At 53.0% G+C, this 17707-nt stretch carries 13 protein-coding genes and 1 other RNA gene; 3 read left to right on the top strand and 11 right to left on the bottom strand.

Translation table 11 applies throughout. From position 1 onward, the window contains the following. Positions 1 to 398: 398 nt before the first annotated feature. Positions 399 to 4343 (bottom strand): pilus assembly protein, encoded by a 3945-nt coding sequence (locus CKV66_RS01740; protein ID WP_085364329.1) that lies wholly within the window; start codon positions 4341 to 4343, stop codon positions 399 to 401. 180 nt (positions 4344 to 4523) lie between these two features. Here CKV66_RS01740 and CKV66_RS12420 point away from each other — a divergent pair, with 180 nt between their 5' ends. Continuing rightward, the gene (locus CKV66_RS12420) at positions 4524 to 4712 is read left to right on the top strand and encodes a lipoprotein signal peptidase (protein WP_231990531.1); all 189 of its coding nucleotides are present in this window, start codon (positions 4524 to 4526) and stop codon (positions 4710 to 4712) included. 48 nt (positions 4713 to 4760) lie between these two features. Here CKV66_RS12420 and rnpB read toward each other — a convergent pair. The 3 genes from rnpB to rsgA form a co-directional block, all read right to left on the bottom strand. Further along, positions 4761 to 5121, bottom strand: an RNA gene (gene rnpB, locus CKV66_RS01730) — RNase P RNA component class A. Between the two features lie 81 nt (positions 5122 to 5202). Then, positions 5203 to 5940, bottom strand: a complete 738-nt coding sequence (gene truC / locus CKV66_RS01725; protein ID WP_085364331.1) for a tRNA pseudouridine(65) synthase TruC — start codon at positions 5938 to 5940, stop codon at positions 5203 to 5205. Positions 5941 to 6058: 118 nt separating this feature from the next. Further along, positions 6059 to 6925, bottom strand: coding sequence for a ribosome small subunit-dependent GTPase A (gene rsgA / locus CKV66_RS01720; RefSeq protein ID WP_085364332.1), 867 nt, complete (start codon positions 6923 to 6925; stop codon positions 6059 to 6061). Between the two features lie 233 nt (positions 6926 to 7158). Here rsgA and CKV66_RS01715 point away from each other — a divergent pair, with 233 nt between their 5' ends. Further along, positions 7159 to 8475 carry an MFS transporter gene (locus tag CKV66_RS01715; RefSeq protein ID WP_085364333.1) on the top strand — a complete coding sequence of 439 codons (1317 nt, stop codon included), beginning with the start codon at positions 7159 to 7161 and terminating at the stop codon, positions 8473 to 8475. 172 nt (positions 8476 to 8647) lie between these two features. Here the strand turns inward: CKV66_RS01715 and dksA are convergent, their stop codons facing one another. From dksA to proC, 3 genes are all read right to left on the bottom strand, one after another. After that, positions 8648 to 9064, bottom strand: a complete 417-nt coding sequence (gene dksA, locus CKV66_RS01710) for an RNA polymerase-binding protein DksA (RefSeq protein ID WP_085364334.1) — start codon at positions 9062 to 9064, stop codon at positions 8648 to 8650. Between the two features lie 201 nt (positions 9065 to 9265). After that, positions 9266 to 9823: a YggT family protein gene (locus CKV66_RS01705; RefSeq protein WP_085355595.1), complete on the bottom strand. Its 558-nt coding sequence runs from the start codon at positions 9821 to 9823 to the stop codon at positions 9266 to 9268. Between the two features lies 1 nt (position 9824). Further along, positions 9825 to 10622: a pyrroline-5-carboxylate reductase gene (gene proC / locus CKV66_RS01700; RefSeq protein WP_085364335.1), complete on the bottom strand. Its 798-nt coding sequence runs from the start codon at positions 10620 to 10622 to the stop codon at positions 9825 to 9827. 250 nt (positions 10623 to 10872) lie between these two features. Between proC and CKV66_RS01695 the strand changes: the two genes are divergently transcribed. Next, positions 10873 to 12735, top strand: a complete 1863-nt coding sequence (locus tag CKV66_RS01695; RefSeq protein WP_085364336.1) for a ribonuclease catalytic domain-containing protein — start codon at positions 10873 to 10875, stop codon at positions 12733 to 12735. 101 nt (positions 12736 to 12836) lie between these two features. Here the strand turns inward: CKV66_RS01695 and efeB are convergent, their stop codons facing one another. The 4 genes from efeB to CKV66_RS01675 all read right to left on the bottom strand — a co-directional run bounded on the left by efeB (position 12837) and on the right by CKV66_RS01675 (position 17683). Then, the gene (gene efeB / locus CKV66_RS01690) at positions 12837 to 14114 is read right to left on the bottom strand and encodes an iron uptake transporter deferrochelatase/peroxidase subunit (RefSeq protein ID WP_085364337.1); all 1278 of its coding nucleotides are present in this window, start codon (positions 14112 to 14114) and stop codon (positions 12837 to 12839) included. A gap of 72 nt (positions 14115 to 14186) precedes the next feature. Continuing rightward, complete coding sequence (gene efeO, locus CKV66_RS01685; RefSeq protein ID WP_085364338.1) at positions 14187 to 15356, bottom strand: iron uptake system protein EfeO; 1170 nt, start codon at positions 15354 to 15356, stop codon at positions 14187 to 14189. Positions 15357 to 15370: 14 nt separating this feature from the next. Then, complete coding sequence (efeU, locus tag CKV66_RS01680) at positions 15371 to 16207, bottom strand: iron uptake transporter permease EfeU (RefSeq protein WP_085364339.1); 837 nt, start codon at positions 16205 to 16207, stop codon at positions 15371 to 15373. A gap of 246 nt (positions 16208 to 16453) precedes the next feature. Continuing rightward, positions 16454 to 17683: a PilT/PilU family type 4a pilus ATPase gene (locus CKV66_RS01675; RefSeq protein ID WP_085364340.1), complete on the bottom strand. Its 1230-nt coding sequence runs from the start codon at positions 17681 to 17683 to the stop codon at positions 16454 to 16456. Positions 17684 to 17707 lie beyond the last annotated feature (24 nt).

Raw genomic sequence — 17707 nt, 5'->3', positions numbered from 1 at the left:
TGTGGACAGGTAGCGGCAAAGTATCTGTACTGCTGATTCCTACTGATGTTTGTCGATTAAATATTTTTTTTGGATATTAACATTCTAAATTTATGCATGTAAATTCTGTTTCAATATATTTTACAAATGAAGTTTAAATAATAAATCCAGTAATAATCATATTAAGTTCAGCTTTTTTGAGTTGGGCGGTTTGGATAGTGTCGTACGGAATAACAAACACACTTAAGGCCGTCTGAAAAATTTTCAGACGGCCTTAAGTGCTTGGATATGATGCATATGTATACGATCGGGTGTGCAATATCGATACGTTGTACGCGAAGCGCCCTCCGAAGTTGACTTGAATGAACGTGTATTTAAGGCCGTCTGAAAATTTTCAGACGGCCTGTTCTGTATGCTGCTTAGAAAATTTCGCGCCAACTGATACGGCTGACTTTATTTTGAAAGCGGTTTAAGCGTTCCTCGTCAGCAGTTTGATTGCTATCGCCATGTGAAATGGCACTATCGTAGGCTTTTGAAATACCGTTGTTTATGGTGATATTTTTGCGTTTGAGCGACAATGAGTTTTCGTTTACCGACATGGCTGCAAGCGTATCGTTTGTATTGAACAAACCGTCGCGGTCGGTATCGAAAACGGGCTTTTTGTAAAGGCCGCCGTTACGCAAATCTACTTCTATCAAGGCGGATTTGCCCGAATTATTGGCGCAAATATTGGCAGCATTTGCCGTATTGATTTTGCTGTTGTCGTTTACTGAAAAAACGAAAAACTGAGCAGTGCGTCCACGGCGTACAAAGGCATCGTCAATGCCGATATAGCTTACAGGCAGTTGCAGGCGCCACCCTTTGTTATTGGCGGCATTTTGGGTGGCACTAAGATAAGTGCGCTGGCCAACGGAAGCCACTGATTGCTCCGTTTTAATCTGCTGCTGAACCAAGCTGCTTTCGGCAATGGTACTGCCATCGGTATCAAACAATCCGTAGGCATAATTTTGCAAACCGGGCTTGGTGCCGTCGGTGGGTTTGAAATATTGGCCTGTATTGAAAACTACGGTATAGCGGCCGCCTGAAAAATGGACATCGGGCGCACCGGTAATGGGCTGGCTGCCGTTAAATAAGGTTTTGACTGTCCAACTGCCACCGGCGGTTTGGTCAATACGGTAAAGTTTACCTGCTTGGTCGCCTACATAAATACGGTCTATATTGCCGTCGCTGTCGGTATCAATGGCTCGGGGCGCACCTACGCCGGATTTACCCAAGGGGATTTTCCAGTAATTACCGTTTTGAATCCATGATCCGCTTTTGTCGGTTTGCAGGATAAAAATATGGCCTCTGTCATTTTTAGCATTGTAACCGCCGCTAACTACGACGGCGGCAATGCTGTCGCTGCCTTTTTTGACTTGTACAGGCACAGGAGCATGTACGGTCAGCCCCAAGTCTTCATCGTGGGTTTTGTTGAATTCCCACAAAATATTGCCCGCATTCGCAGAGTGTCCCGTGCCAAGTTGAGTGGCATCAATGGCGTAAACAGCCTCTCCGCCGCGGCCGGTTGTGCCGATAATCACGGATTTGGCAGTTTTACCTGCCCCTGATGTGCACACTTCCTGCACCACGGGCGTGCCGTCGTTCAAAAAGCTGTGCGTACCTTGCGGATCGGCATATTCTTTCAATTTTGGCAATGCGGTAGAAGGAATATAGGCAAGCTTTTCACTTCCTGTATTGTCTATCACATGCAACATGCCATCATTGGCAGCGAAGGCATAAACGGTTTTGCGTGTTTTGAGAGAGGAAAAATTATCGTACCGGCAACTGCCTACATTTTCAGAAACAGGCGGGGGCAAAATGGCAACTGAGGAGTTAACCACCGTACCAAGCAAGCCGTCGTCGGGACGGGGGCGGAAAACGCCTGCCGGGTTGGTTGTGGTTTTTTCCTTATCGCTCTTACCTAAAACATAATCTTTCAAATTAACGGGCGTATATCCCTCATTGCCTTGCAAACCAAACAAAGTTGCGGCACCTGCTCCTTGTGCGGTATTGGCGAGGCTGTCGATACTGTTACCGTTGAGGGTAAACACTCGACGGCTGTCGGCACTGCTGCGCTTGAGCAATGTGCTTAACTGCCATTGCTTGGAAAAATCGGGCGAACCCGGTCGGGAGTCGGCACTCATGGTGTAGGCAATGACATCACCTTGCCAACCGTGATCGTTTTTCCGATACGAAGATTGTAAAAACAGAGGGGAATGTGCAGTGGTTAAATCTACAATGCCATCCTTAGTTTGCTCCACAGCCAACGAAGTTTGTGAAGGTGTGTCGGAAAGCGCTTCCACATTGTTGAATGCCTTATTGATGGCTTCAATCAGCGATTGGGGAGAGTTGGCAGCGGCGTAATTCCGTGGAACGCCGTCTGAAAAAGCGCCGATAGATGTCGTGCCTCGGGCATCGTTAGTCCAACGGATACGGTCGCTATCTTGTGTGGTCAAGGTAGGTACGGCACCTTCCCGTTCGGCTTTATTGCTGCGGAAACCGCCATACTTGGCAGCCCAGTAAAAAGTATTATAGTTTTTGCCGTTGTGGATATGATGGTTGTTGTATTCCAATACGTCAATCATGATTGACTGTATGTATTGGTTACCTTTGACATCGCTGCGGATATCGTTTGTACGCGCCCAGTAAGCCAAACCTGCAATCGAGCCATAGGAAGCCGCTGCTTCTTTTAAGTTATAAGCGCCCAGCATGCTTGTGCCGGCATCAAACGGATTGTTTTCCTGATTCGCTAAAGCTCTAAGAGACCCCAATGTATTGATTTCATTGTCGTCTGTCGGCGCGTGGTTGTTGTAGATGAAATTGGGTACGTCATTGTCACTATGAGTAAATGTATCGCCGATATACATTATGTAATTGGGTCGGCAAACCACTTGTTTGTCGTCAATTACATTGCCTTTGCTTAAAAGCGGATCGTTCCAATCGGTAATTACCGGAAAACCGTCGATGGCAACGTTTCTTTTATTCTCATCAACAGCTTCATTGTTTTTCAATGTTGAATTGGTGTTCAACCAATTTGTCCACGGGCGGTAATTGCCTTTGTTTCTCAAATAACGTAAACCGGCATAGTAAAGTTCACCCGCCGGATCTTGGACTTTGTATTTGCCGGCATCGCCGAATTTGTTGAGATAGTTGATCACGCCGCTGTTGGTTACATTGGTGTTTTGGGCGTCGCTTTGATCAGGGTTTACGTTGAAAGTACCGTCTTCATTGACTTCATTACCTAAAACGATGTTGTTGTGCGTGGTTTCTCCGCGCAGAAATTTCATCCGTGAACGTAAAACGCCGCCGTCAATATTGTTACCGTTAATATTGGCATAACCGAACACGCCAAAACGGGCGGCTTCGATTTTTTCCTGCATCACCCCGGTAGGCTTGAGTGAGGTTCTACCGCGAGAATCGGTATAAACGCGGCAGTTTTTTTCTTCCAAACCCGGTTTACATACCTGAACCACCACATTGTAGGTTTTTACTGCCTTGCCTTTGGAAGCTATAGGATTATTATTTCTATCCAAACCGTTGCCGCCGATTCTCAATTTAAAACCATTGTTATTGATTTGAATAACATTTTTATTGACTGAGTTGTTCTTTATCGTGAATTCTTTAGAGGGCTTGTCAATGGCACTGACAACATATGACGGCAAAATGTTGCTGATCAGAGCATCATTTTCCAAATAACGCGCTCTTAAACCATATATTCCGTTTTGGTTTGACACGACATTGGCACGTCTCAGCGCTGTGAAATTCAATGTATCGGCGTCAGTGTAGTTGGATTGTTTGGAAGAAGTACCTACCGTGCCGCCTCTGGCACGGTTGCCTCCGGTCATTGCTTGGCGGAAGATGTCGATGGTAGTCATCGTCATCCAGTTTAACGCTTTGCCGCTGAAAAGATTACCGCCGCAGTAACCACGGCTGTCGGCTTGGCGGTCGGGTGTGAAATATCCGTTTTCATCATCGGGAATATCGGGATTGCCAGTATAGCTATAGCACTTTTGGGGATCGAAATAGCCGATGTATTCATTGGCATCAAATTCGTTTTTGTTGATTAAAGGAGTGTTGCCCGCCGCCAAAGAAGCCTGATAAGCCGAGCCTGCGGTGGGGAATTCTACTGAAAGGGCAAGCAGGATATTAGGGGGAAAGCTGGCACCGGTGGCAAGGATGGGGGAAGAGTGAAATTCCGTAGCGGATGACTGCCCTGAAAACGAAGTGTTAGCAGATGCCTGCGCCGAAAGTGTGGCAAGTGCTGCGATGATACAACGCGAAAAAAGCCGGCGGCGCATGTATGCTTTAGGGCTGTGAGAATGCATCTATAATCTTCCTTGCGTAATGTAGTTGACTATTTCTGTTAATATTTATCAATTAAATATTATTTTTAAGCATATTAACACTCGCAATTTATCCATGTAAATTCTATTTCAATATATTTTTCAAATGGAGCTTTAAATTCCGAACAAATCCGATAACTTTCAAATCCACTTTTCAAATTTATCAACCTGAGACCTTTGCAAAACCCCCATCTTCGGCGCATTTCTGCGTTGTGCGCTGCTCGCTCGTTTGCCTATCTATATGATATGTCTGCACTCGCTGTGCTGCTACGCTTTGAACTGCATCCACATCTGAGGGTTTTGCAAAGGTCTCAACCTAGTTATTGGCATGCGGATTACAAAAACATTTGAGGCCGTCTGAAAATTTTTTCAGACGGCCTCAAATGTTTGAATAGGGTGCATACAGGTCGGGCGGTAAGCCGGGTTCTGTCGTCGGACAGCCATTCCTCTAGGCGTACCATTGCTGATGCGCTCCAGCAACCTACCCGAACGCTCGGCGAGCAGCGTCAATGCGTTCTGTTTGGTCTTGCTCCGAATGGGGTTTAGCCTGCTGCGCCTTGTTGCCAAGTGCACGGTGCGCTCTTACCGCACCTTTTCACCCTTACCTGTGCTGCCGAAGCAGCCATCGGCGGTATTGCTTTCTGTTCCACTTTCCGTCGCATTACTGCGCCCGGCCGTTAGCCGGCATTCTGCTCTTCGGAGCCCGGACTTTCCTCCCCGCATGCTTTATGCGATGCGCAGCGGCTGTCTGCCCGGCCTGTATGCGGGGAGGATTATAGCACGGGATACTCGGGTCAAGCCCGAGTATGACGCACTTACTATTTTTTAAAATTCATTTGCTCTAACTGCTTGGGGATATGAGATTTTGCCAGCCAAACACGAGGGCAAGCTGTTGCCATGCTTCGTCGGTGTCGGCGCATACGTTGATTCGGCTGCCGTTTTCGGGGCTGTCGAACGCCAGCGTGCGGGCGTGCAGCATCAGGCGCGTGGTGCCGGTATGGGCGGCGACGGTGCGGTTTTGGGCGTTGTCGCCGTGGGTGGTGTCGCCCACAATCGGGTGGAAAATGTGTTTCATATGGCGGCGCAGTTGGTGTTTGCGGCCGGTGTGCGGTGTCAGCTCCACCCATGAGTAGCGCGATGTGGGGTAGCGGGCGGCGGACGAGAAGGGCTGTTCGCTTTGGGCTAGGCAGCGGTAATCGGTTACGGCGGGTTGCGCGGGCTTATCGGGGTCGGCAAAGGGGTCGGCGATTTTGTCGGCTTCTTCTTTGAGCGGATAGTCGATGCGCCCTTTTCCGTGCAGGTAGCCGCGCACGACTGCCCAATAGGTTTTGCGGACGGTTTTTTCGGTGAATTGTTGTGTAAGGCGGTTGGCGCTTTCGCTGTCGAGCGCAAACAGCAGCACACCCGAGGTGGGGCGGTCGAGGCGGTGGACGGGATACACGCGGCGGCCGATTTGGTCGCGCAGGGTTTGCATGACAAACCGGGTTTCATGGCTGTCGAGCCAGCTGCGGTGTACCAGCATGCCGGCGGGTTTGTTGACGGCGATGCAGCGGCTGTCGCGGTAAAGGATTTCGAGCATGGTTTTGGTTTGAATTGGTGGGTGCGGGTTTGAGGCCGTCTGAAAAAGGCTTGGGGTTAATAGACAAAGTAAGTTGCTTGAACTTGCTTTTTGATTTTTCAGACGGCCTTTATGTGATTCAACGCAGCAGTTCATCGGTAATGCGCTGTAAAAATGCCAGCCGCGATTCGCGGATTTCACCGGCTTCGACGGCGGATTTGACGGCGCAGCCGGGTTCGGCGCGGTGGGTGCAGTTGTGAAAACGGCATTGTCCGGCCAGATGGCGCATGTCGGGGAAGTAATCAAGCAGGCGCGGGGCTTCGAGGTGGAAGAGGCCGAATTCCTGCAAGCCGGGCGAATCGATGAGCTTGGTTTCGGCATTGATGTCGTACAAGCGGGCGTGGGTGGTGGTGTGTTTACCCGAATCGAGCGCGGTGGATATTTCGCCTACGCGCGCGGTTTGGCTGCCGAGCAAGGCGTTGGTTAGGGTGGATTTACCCATGCCGCTTTGTCCGAGAAAAATATTGGTGCAACCCTGCATCAGCGGTTTGAGTGCGTCGGCATGGTCGAGGGCGCAGGTTTCTATCACGGGATAGCCCAGCGATTCGTAAAAATGCAGTTTTTCACGCCAACCGGCGGTTTCGGGCAAATCGGCTTTGTTGACGACTATCACGGCTTCGATGTCGGCGGCTTCGGCGGCCAGCAGAGCGCGTTGCAGCAGGGCTTCGTTGGGCGCGGGCACGGCGGCGGTCACGATAAACAGCTTGTCCACATTGGCGGCAATGAGCTTGGTTTTCCAAGCGTCTTGACGGTAAAGCAGGCTTTCGCGCGGCAGGTAGTCTTCGATAACGGCCTGCTCTCGGTTGATGGGGGTGATGTGCACCCAATCGCCACAGGCAAAATCAACCCGTTTTTTGCGGGTGGTGGCATCGAATGTCAAACCGCTTTGCGTGCGCACGGTGTAGCGGCGGCCGTAGCTGGCGGTAATCTGGGCGTTGTCCGGCATAGGTTTCGGATGGTCGGGATATAAAGCGGCTTATTTTACAGGATTTTATGCGGCAGGCTTGCTCTTAATGAGGCCGTCTGAAAAATTTTCAGACGGCCTGTATTCAAGAATGCGGCGTGTTACAAGCCCCACTGTTTTGTTTTTTACGTTTTCGGCGGCGGCTATCTGTTTACACTTGTCTGCGAATCTGTCAGGCTAGCGCCTCTCGACCTACCCGCCTGAAAGACGCTGCGATGACCGAACAACCCAATAAATTTTATTCGCTTTTTTTCTCGGTATTTTTCCTGTTTGCCGGCTTCGGTCTGTTTTTGAACTCGGCCGGTGTGGAGCTTGCGCAAATGGGTGTGAAAAACACCGCCATCGGTGTGCTCAATGCAGCGTTTTTCGTGGGGGCGGCGTTGAGTGCGATGGCGGCGCACCGCGTGGTATCGGGCGTGGGGCATATCCGCGGATTCAGCGTGTTTGGCGCGGTGTTTGCCATGGCGGCGCTCGGCCATATGATGACCGACAATCTGTGGGTGTGGGGCGCGCTGCGGGTGTTGCTCGGTTTTTGTTATTACAGCCTGCTGATGATTGTGGAAAGCTGGCTGGCCGAGCGCAGCACTTCGGCGGGGCGTGCCAGGGTGTTGGCTTTTTATAATGTGGTGTACTACATATCGTTTACCGTCGGTATCGGCTTGCTGAGTTTCAAGCTATCGAGCCAAGATATCTTTCTTCTTTCGGCGATTATGGTGATGGCGGCGATGCTGCCGGTGGCGCTGACCCGCTTGAAAGCGCCGGAACTGCCGCCGCGCCAACGCATCAGCCTGCCGCGTTTGTTTGCGATTGCGCCGCTGGCGATTGTGGGCAGCTTTACCGCCGGTTTGCTGATGAACGGTTTTTTCACGATGGCGTCGGTGTTTTTGCTGAAACAGGGCTTTGATGTGCGCCAGATTTCGTTTTATCTGATGATTGCGATGGGTACGGGCTTTGCCGTGCAGCTGCCGATTGCGCGCCTGTCCGACCGCTTCGGCCGCCGTACCGCTATCTTTACCTGCTCGTCGGTTTCGGCAGTTGGCGCGCTTGTCGGCATCGTGCTGATGCTGGTGGGTATCGACGCTATTTGGGTGCAGTATTTGGTGGCGGTGTTTTTCGGTATCGGCCTGTTTACTCTTTATGCGTTGAGTGTGGCGCGTGCCAACGACCAGTTGCCGAATGAGATGAACACGGTGGAAGTCAGCCGAAGCCTGCTGTTTAGCTACGGCATGGGTTCTTTGTTTGCGCCGATGATTTTGGGTGTGGTGATGGATCAGGCCGAACGCTATGGTTTTTATGGTTATTTCATTGTTTTTGCTACGTTGCTGGCCGTATTCGCCTCGCGACAAGCTGTGGTACCGGAAGACAAGCGCAGTATGCACGTTAACATGCCTGCTTCGGCCGGCCCGGTGATGGCGGAACTCGACCCGCGTAACGACAGCGGCGTACTCAAACCGTTTAACGAGGAAGAAGCGCAGGCGTATGCGCACGAGCTGGAACGTGAAGCGCAGATGGATAAGCAGTCTGTGCCCTAAGCAAACGTTGCGCTTAACCTGTGCCGGTAAGGCCGTCTGAAAAACATCAACGGGCAAGACAAAAGCGAAGGCCGAACCTTAATTAAAAGGTTCGGCCTTCGCTTTAAATGAAAGAGGTTGCAAGCGCTTTTTCAGACGGCCTCAGCAGCCTGAACTGCCGGTTTGAAATGAATCAATCGGCAAACTGTTTCTTCATTTGCTCGCGGCGCTCTTGCGCTTCTACCGACAGGGTTGCGGTAGGACGCGCCAAAAGGCGCTTCAGGCCGATGGGTTCGCCGGTGTCGCGGCAGAAACCGTAGTCACCTTCGTCGATGCTGCGAATGGAAGCTTGGATTTTGCTCAACAGCTTGCGCTCGCGGTCGCGGGTACGCAGCTCGAGGGCATATTCTTCTTCCTGAGTGGCGCGGTCGGCGGGATCGGGAGCGGATTCGTGCTCTTGCAGATGGCCGGTGGTGGCATTGGCATTGGCGATCAGTTCGTCTTGCAGTTTTACCAACAGCTCACGGAAAAAAGCCAGTTGGTCTGCATTCATGTAGTCGTCTTCAGAGCCGTTCCAATTGAGGATGTCTTGTTCTGTAAGCTTTGCCATGGTAGTTCTTTCTTTCGCTGTTGGACGGTAGGCTTCAATAAAAGCCCGCTTTCAGGCTTGTTGTTGATTTTTCGACAATTTAACCTTTATTTGTGCGGGGGCATCATATCACGGTTTTATGAATATGCCTTATTTTCAGCCTGCGCCGCGCCCGGTGTTTTTGTTCAGACGGCCTCTCTAACGGGTTAACTCATTGATATATCAATTCAACAGCCATAAATTCAATTTGGCGGTCAACTGTGGCAGGATTGCACTTAACCAAAACCACAGCATCAATGCCAGAACGCTGCCGGAAAAGTCGTAGCGTCCGAATTTTAAAAAGACAAAAGGCCGCGACAATGGTTCAAATATTTTATGCAAAGATACTTGTAAAAATGAGTATGGATTTTGAAAACTCAGCACCATTCTCAATACCAAACCCAACAGTAAAACATAAGCAACGGCTTTAAACATGCTTAAAACTGTGAAAAACAGGTTGGCGGCGATCACTTTTATGCCGAACCCGCCCGGCAGCGAGATTAATGAAATCAGCGTAAAAGCGGTGTAATAGAGCAGCACGCAGGCCAAAATGCAGGCGGTATCCCAGCGGCCTAACGGCGGGGCGGCCTTGCGCAGCGGCTTCACCAGCCAATCGGTGGTATGGGTGCAGAATTGGGCAAACGGATGGCGGTAATCGAGCTTCGCCCATTGCAGCAGGCAGCGCGCCAAACACACGATGGCCAGGCCGTCTGAAAACAGAATCAGTAATTTAGACAACATTTCAGACGGCCTCGAATTGGCGGGTAATCTCGCGGGAACGCGCCACGCACGCATCAACACCTTCGCCTATCGCTTCGGCTACCGAGCGGGCTTTAAAAGTTTCCAGCGCGGCAAACGTGGTGCCTCCTTTTGACGTGACATTTTGCTGGAGCACGTTGAAATCTTCGCCGCTGTGTTCGGCCAGCGCAACCGCGCCTTTAAAGGTGGCCAAGCTGAGCTGCTTGGCGGTTTCTTCATCGAAACCCTGCATGACGGCGGCTTTCTTCAAGGCATCGAGCAGATAAAAGACATAGGCGGGGCCGCTGCCGGTAATGCCGGTAACGGCATGCAGCTGGGCTTCGTCTTCCACCACCATCACTTGACCGACGGCCAGCATAATCTGCGCAGCCAGCTGTTTGTCGGCCTCAGTGGCTCCGTCGCCCGCAAACAGGCCGGATACGCCCAAACCGACCCCGCTGGGCGTATTCGGCATCACCCGCACAATACGGCGCGTGCCGTTGAGATAGCGGCTCAAGGTATCGACACTCAATCCGGCCGCCACCGATATGACCAATGCGCCGTTGGTTTCCACACCCGCACACGCCGCCTGCATGTCTTGCGGCTTCACGGCCAACACCAGCACGTCTTCGGCATGAAGCTCGGGCAAGGTTTCCGATACCGGCACGCCCAACTCGCGCGCGAGCCGTTCGCGTTTTTCCGCACCGCGGTTCACAATGTGGACGGCGTATCCGCCCTGTCTTGCCAAACCGCCTGCAATCGCCGCCGCCATATTGCCGCCGCCTAAAAAATAAATGGTCATCGTCCGCTCCTTTCAAACGTGTCGAGCCGCCAGTATATAGCGAAACCGCCTGCCACCGTTACCGCAGCGAGAGATTGCCACTATCACGGCGGAAAATATTTTGGAAAAGGCCGTCTGAACGCCACAACACCGACAAGCCTAAGCGATTCCTGTTAAAATCACGCCTTTTCAGCAATTTGATAAGCCATACACCCGCGCCGTTTTTTCAGACGGCCTCGCGGCGCAAGCTTATCGCCCATCTATTTTATTTATGAACATATTTTACGAAGAATCCGGCCAATTCAAAGTGGCAACCGTCGTTCAGAAAAACGATGCCAACTATCAGGCCGACACCCAGCACGGAAAACGCACCAAAGTCAAAGCCGCCAACGTATTTGTCGAATTCGACACCCCGCTCGACGACTTTCTGAACAAAGCCCAAGCCGAAGCCGCCGACATCGACACCGATTTGCTGTGGGAAGTGTGCGGCGAAGAAGAGTTCACCGCCGAAGCCATCGCCGAAGAGTATTTCGGCCACGCGCCCACCAAAACCGAGCTGGCCGCCACCCTGATCGCCCTCTACGCCGCGCCGATGTACTTCTACAAAAAGGCCAAAGGCGTATTCAAAGCCGCGCCCGAAGAAACCCTCAAGCAGGCGCTGGCCGCCATCGAGCGCAAAAAGCAGCAGGAAGCGCAAATCGAAAGCTGGGCAGATGCCTTGAAACAAGGGCAGATGCCGTCTGAAATCGCCGCCGACTTAAAAACCATCCTGCACGCGCCCGACAAACAGGCGCTCACCTACAAAGCCTTCACCAAAGCCGCCGACGCGCTCAAACTCGCTCCGCTGGCACTCGCCATGCAAACCGGCGGCGTGGCTTCGATTCCGCAGTATCTTTACGACGGCTTTGAAATCAAGCATTTCCCCAAAGGCACCGGCTTTCCCGATGTCGCCGTCCCCGCTTTGGCCGACCTGCCCAAAGCCGACGTGCAGGCATTTTCCATCGACGACGACAGCACCACCGAAGTGGACGATGCCATCAGCGTTACCGATTTAGGCAACGGCAGCAAACGCGTCGGCATCCATATCGCCGCGCCTTCATTGGCCGTCGAGCCCGGCAGCGGCATCGAAGGCATCATCATGGAACGCCAAAGCACCGCCTATTTTCCCGGCGGCAAAATCACCATGCTGCCCGACAACTGGATTGCCTCTTTCAGCCTCGATGCCGGCGCATACCGCCCCGCCGTGAGCATTTATTTCGATGTGGACGCCGATTTCAACATCAGCGCACCCGAACACAAAATCGAAGCCGTTTACATCGCCGAAAACCTGCGTATTCAAGCCATTGAGCCGCATTTCAATACCGAAACCGGTTTGGATGCCGAAGGGCAGGCCATGTTCAACCACCACCGCGATTTAATCTGGCTGCACCAATTTGCCGTCGCCCGCCAAAAAGCCCGCGGCAAATACGAGCCGGAGCGCGCCGTACAATACGATTACAGCATCGAATTGAACGCAGACGGCAGCGTAGGCGTGGCCCGCCGCGAGCGCGGTTCGCCCATCGACACTTTGGTGAGCGAAATGATGATTCTCGCCAACAGCACATGGGCCGAAATGCTCGATGCCAACCACCTGCCCGGCCTGTTCCGCGTGCAGCCCGGCAACAGCAAAGTGCGCATGAGCACCAAATCCGAACCGCACAGCGGCATGGGCGTGCAGCATTACGGCTGGTTTACCTCGCCGCTGCGCCGCGCCGCCGACTACATCAACCAAAAACAGCTTATCAGCCTGATTTCAGACGGCCTGCCGCTGTTTGAACACAACGATGCCGACCTGTTTGCCGCCTTGCGCGATTTCGATTCGGCCTATACCGCCTATGCCGATTTCCAGCGGCAGATGGAAAGCTATTGGAGCTTGGTGTATGTGCAGCAGGAAAACATCAAAGAGCTGAAAGCCACGCTGTTGAAAGAAGACTTGGTGCGTATCGACGGCCTGCCGCTGGTTACCCGCGCCACCGGTATTCCGTTCGACGCGCTGCCCAAATCGCAGATGCTGCTGTCGGTAACGGAAGTGGATGCAGACAAACAGTTTATCGCGCTGAACTACCTGAAAGCGGTCGTACCCAACGCCGCTTAAGCCCTTATCACGATCATCAGTAAAAAGAGGCCGTCTGAAAATTTCAGACGGCCTTATTGGTTTTGACGGCTGGATAGCCAGCTTAATGTTACCAATCACCATCAGGCCGCAAGCAGGCTTTGGCCGAAGAAGCCGCCTTTTTCAACGCCCGGCAGCGTAAAGAAATAGCCGCCGCCGAAGGGGCTGATGTATTCTTCCAGCGGTTCGGTATCGAGCAGTTTTTGCACGAAGATGAAGCCGTCTTCCAGATTGGCCTGATAGCAGATAAACACCAAGCCGACATCGAGTTGGCCGGCTTTGGAGAGGCCGCGCGAATAGTTGTAAGGCCGTCTGAACAGTTGGTGTTTCTTCATAAATTCGGGGTCGCGCGGGTTGGCGACGCGCATGTGGCTGTCTTTGGGAATCACTTTGCCTTCGGGGTCTTTGCCGTAATCGGGAACGTCGTTTTCATATTTCATGCCCAAGGGTGCGCCGCTGTATTTTTCGCGTCCGAAAATACTTTCTTGCTCTTGCAGCGGTGTTCTGTCCCAAAATTCGACGAAATGGCGGATGATGCGCACGGCTTGGTAGCTGCCGTTTTTCGTCCACGCGGGTTCGTCCAAGCTGTTGGCGGCGATGCCCGTCCATAGCACCTGATTGGCGGTTTTGGGGTCGGCTACGTTGGGGTTGGCAGTGCCGTCGTGGAAGCCGAGCAGGTTGCGGGCGGCGGAACCGGGTTCGGATTTGGGTAGGAAGCCGTCTATGCTCCAGCGGATGATGGCGTATTGCACGGTGTTTTTGATGATGTCGCGCAGGGCGTTTTGGCAGGTTTCGGGGGTAAAGGCACAGATTTGCAGGCTGAGGTCGCCGTCGCTCCATTCGGCTTGCAGTTTGTCGTTGAAGAAGTCTTTCATTTCCTGCAGGTGTTTGGGTTTTTTGGCGGCCAGCCCGAAGCGTTGGTCAAACAGGCTGGCTCCGACGCTCAGGGTAACGGTTAGCCCGTCAGGGCGGATGATTTTGCCGAGTATGCCGCTGCCCGAAGGCGGCAGTTTGGCATCGCCGTCTTGCAGTTCGCCTCCTTGGGTTAGGAATTCGACGCGGCTGGTGATGATGCGGAATAGTTTTTCCAATTCTTTCGGGGTTTTGGCGAGCACATCGAAAGCAGCCATGATGCCGAATTGTTGGTGCGGGGTGGTGATGCCTGCCTGATGTTGGCCGTAGCAGTCGTAGCTTTCTGTGGAATGCTGCATGAGTGCGGCTTTCTCTTCGTTGCGGCCTTTTTTCTCGCCCCATGTGAAACCGCCCGCGGCTGCGACAGCACCGGTCGCGGCTGCGGCAACGGCGGCTTTGAGCAAGGTGCGTTTTTCGGGTTGGGTGGGGTTGCGGTGGTGGTTGCTCATGATATTTTGAAGACGATGTTTTCAGACGGCCTGATGTGTCGGGCCGTCTGAAAAGGGTTGATGAAAGAAAAATCAGTTCAGGCCGAGTGTGCCGCGCAGTTTGGCCAATTCTTCGGCCAAGGTGTTGATGGGTGCTTGCAGGGTTTTGCGGTCGGCTTCGCTGAGTTTGTCGTAGGTTTCAAAGCCGTCGGCGGTTTTGTATTTCGCCAGAATGTCGTTCACGGCTTTGAAGTTGGCATCAACGTTATCCAGCAGCGCCTTGTTTTTTTCGGCGATCAGCGGGCGGAATAAATCGACGATTTTTTGTGCGCCTTCCATGTTGGCATTGAAGTCGCTCAAATCGGTGTGGCTGTAACGGTCTTCTTCGCCGCTGATTTTGCTGTTGGCCACTTCTTCAATTAACACGGCCGCGCCGCCGACTACTTTATTGGGCGGGAAGGTCAGCACGTCGATTTCCTGCTTGAGTTTTTTCACGTCTTGTTCGAGTTTGTCGGCCACGGCTTCAACGCCTTTGGTGGTTTTTTCGATCCACAAGGCGTGTTCGATGCGGTGGAAGCCGCTGAAGGCTGGGTCTTTGGGGCCGGCTTTAAAGTCGTCTTCACGCGCGTCGATGGCGGGGTCGAGTTCGTTAAACAGCTCGGCAATCGGCTCGATGCGTTCATAATGGGTGCGGGTGTCGGCAAACATGGCTTTGGCTTTGTCGGTTTCGCCCGCTTTCACGGCGGCAACGAAAGCGGCGGTTTTGCTCACCAGTTGGTCGGCTTCCTGTTGAACATAGGTTTTGTAGTCGGCCAGCGGTTGGGCGAGTTTGGCCATATCCGCTTCGCCGCCCGCCTGTTTGAAGCCGCTGTCGGTTACGGTGAGCTTGCCGCGCGGGTTGTTGAGCAGGCCGCAGGTCATTTCGTATTCGCCGGGCAGCAGGGTAACGGTCATTTTGTCGGCAAGGCCGGGGGCGATGTTTTCACGTTCGTCCACCACCATCACGCCTTTTAAGATTTCCCATTCGAGCTTGCGGCTGCTGTTGTTTTTGATGTTGAACACCACTTCGCCGCTGGGCACGGTGAGTTCCATCGGTTCGCATTTTTCATCGTTAACTGCCATATTGAAACTGCCGTCTTGCGCTTTGGCTTCGGCCGGTGCGCCGGATGCGGGCGCGGCGGTTTTTTCGGCTTCGGGCGGTTGGCAGGCAGTAAGGCCGAGTGCCAGCAGCACGGATAAAGCGGTGATATTCAGTTTCTTCATGTTTTACCTCTTTCTCAATTTACTGGGGATTTTCCAACAGATGCAGCCGGTGAGCTGCTGCGTAAAAACCAATACATCACGGGCACCAAATACAGCAGCCACGCCAAAACCTCGCCTTGGGTCGGGTGGTCGGTGTAGCCGAAGAAGCCGCCGAGCAACACGCCCAGCGGGCTGTCTTCGTGCAGGATGTGGGAAATGTCGAAAACAATGGTTTGCAGCCGGTTCCATACGCCCGCTTCATGCAGCGCGCGCAGCGAACCGGCCAGCAAACCGGCGGCGACGATGATGAGGAACACGCCCGTCCAGCGGAAAAATTTTGCCAAATTCAGGCGCATACCGCCCTGATAAATCAACGCACCGACTACAACCGCCGCCGCCAAACCCAGCACCGCGCCCGCAGGCATTTGCCAGCTCGGGCTTTGCTGGAATACGGCGAGCAGGAAAAACACGCTCTCCAAACCTTCGCGAGCCACCGCCAGAAAAGCCATGCCCACCAATGCCCAGCCTTGGCCGCTGCCGCGATTTAAGGCCGTCTGAACCGAATTGTGCAGATGCTGCTTCATGGAACGCGCCGCTTTCTGCATCCACAGAATCATGTAAGTCAGCATGGCAACGGTCACCAGCCCGATGATGCCGACCACGAATTCCTGCTGCTTTTGCGGAATTTCGCCGGTGGCGGTGTGGATGCCGTAGCCCAACAGCAGGCACATTAATGCGGCGGAAAGCACACCCAGCCACACTTTCGGCATCAAATGGCCGTTGCCCGACTGGTGTAAAAATCCGGCCACAATGCCGACAATCAGTGCGGCTTCAATGCCTTCGCGCAGCATAATCAGGAAAGCAATCAACATAACAATACCCTGAATCGGTTTGATATTTTTTGATGTTGAATGTTATATGGCTTTTAAAGATTAATGCAAATAATTTTTATTTTTAGTTTATTAAGTAATAATGAAGAATATAAAAAGGCCGTCTGAAAAAAGATTTCAGACGGCCTTTGGTGTGTTTCAGTCGATTGAAACGAATGCGTTTTTAATGTGAAGCCGAACAGCCGGCGGGTTGTTGATTCAGACGGCCTCGTCAGCCCTTGCCTGAATTTACATCAGGTTCAAATCGCTGATTCGGTCGTACAGGCGTTCGGGGTTGTCGCCTTCTTCATGCAGCTGGATACGCAGGCGCAAATCGTTGGCGGAATCGGCTTGGCGTAGGGCTTCGTCGTATTCGATTTGGTCTTTGAGATACAGATCGAAGAGGTTTTGGTCGAATGTCTGCATGCCTTCCACGCCGGAGCGTACCATCAGCTCGCGGATGTTCATCAGTTCGCCTTTGAAGATCAAATCCTGCATGGCGGGGGTGTTGAGCAGCAGGTCGATGATGGCGGTGCGTTGGCTGCGTCCTTTTTTGAGGATCAAGCGCTGGCCGATGATGGCGGTCAGGTTCAGAGCCAAATCCATCAATACCTGCGCTTGGCGGTCTTCGGGGTAGAAGTTGATGATACGTTCGATGGCTTGCGCGGCATTGTTGGCGTGCAGCGTGAACACGCACAAGTGACCGGTTTGCGCCAGTTGCAGCGCGTATTCCATACTGGCTTCGCTGCGCACCTCACCGATACACACCACATCCGGCGCCTGACGCATGGCGTTTTGTACGGCCAGCTTCCAGTCGGCGGTATCAATGCCCACTTCGCGCTGGGTAATGATGCAGCGGCGCGGTTGGTAGAGGTATTCGATCGGGTCTTCGATGGTAATGATGTGGCCCGGCACTTTTTGGTTGCGGTGGTCGATCATCGCCGCCATCGAAGTGGATTTACCCGAACCGGTGGGGCCGGCAAGAATCAGCAGGCCGCGGGGTGTGAGGGCGAGTTCTTTGAGTTTTTGCGGCAGGGCGAGTTCGTCAACGGTAGGCACGCGCGGGTTGATGCGGCGCAAAACCATGCCGCTGCGGCCTTGCTCGTGATAAGCGTTCACACGGTAACGGGTGTTGCTGCGCGATTGCACCGAATAGTTGAGTTCCAATTCGCGGTTGAACGTTTCGAGCTGCTCGTCGTTCATGGTCGATTGGATGATTTCGGCGGTGTCTTTGCCGCTCAATGCTTTGTGCGGCATCGGTGTCAGCACGCCGTTGACTTTCATGGCCGGGGGAAAGCCCGCGCTGATGAAAATATCGGAGGCGGTGCGCTGCTCGGCTTCTTGGCACATGCGGTCGAGCAAGGGGTGCAGGTGCGAGCCGATTTCGGCGGGGGTGGGAATGTGCGGCGGCTGGTTTTTTTCTGAATAAGCCTGAACCATTTCCGCCAGCAGATTGTGCAGTTGGTTGGATTCGCTCATGGTGTTTTACCCTTAATTATGTGT

This window comes from Neisseria zoodegmatis (assembly GCF_900187305.1).
GTDB classification, from domain to species: domain Bacteria; phylum Pseudomonadota; class Gammaproteobacteria; order Burkholderiales; family Neisseriaceae; genus Neisseria; species Neisseria zoodegmatis.
Note: the sequence above shows the minus strand (reverse complement) of the source record. Positions and strands in the feature narration are given on the sequence as shown.

Coding starts and splice junctions, on each gene's coding strand:
- CKV66_RS01740 (WP_085364329.1), bottom strand. CDS start 4,343: ATGCATTCTCACAGCCCTAAAGCATACATGCGCCGCCGGCTTTTTTCG.
- truC (WP_085364331.1), bottom strand. CDS start 5,940: ATGCTCGAAATCCTTTACCGCGACAGCCGCTGCATCGCCGTCAACAAA.
- rsgA (WP_085364332.1), bottom strand. CDS start 6,925: ATGCCGGACAACGCCCAGATTACCGCCAGCTACGGCCGCCGCTACACC.
- CKV66_RS01715 (WP_085364333.1), top strand. CDS start 7,159: ATGACCGAACAACCCAATAAATTTTATTCGCTTTTTTTCTCGGTATTT.
- dksA (WP_085364334.1), bottom strand. CDS start 9,064: ATGGCAAAGCTTACAGAACAAGACATCCTCAATTGGAACGGCTCTGAA.
- CKV66_RS01705 (WP_085355595.1), bottom strand. CDS start 9,823: ATGTTGTCTAAATTACTGATTCTGTTTTCAGACGGCCTGGCCATCGTG.
- proC (WP_085364335.1), bottom strand. CDS start 10,622: ATGACCATTTATTTTTTAGGCGGCGGCAATATGGCGGCGGCGATTGCA.
- CKV66_RS01695 (WP_085364336.1), top strand. CDS start 10,873: ATGAACATATTTTACGAAGAATCCGGCCAATTCAAAGTGGCAACCGTC.
- efeB (WP_085364337.1), bottom strand. CDS start 14,114: ATGAGCAACCACCACCGCAACCCCACCCAACCCGAAAAACGCACCTTG.
- efeO (WP_085364338.1), bottom strand. CDS start 15,356: ATGAAGAAACTGAATATCACCGCTTTATCCGTGCTGCTGGCACTCGGC.
- efeU (WP_085364339.1), bottom strand. CDS start 16,207: ATGTTGATTGCTTTCCTGATTATGCTGCGCGAAGGCATTGAAGCCGCA.
- CKV66_RS01675 (WP_085364340.1), bottom strand. CDS start 17,683: ATGAGCGAATCCAACCAACTGCACAATCTGCTGGCGGAAATGGTTCAG.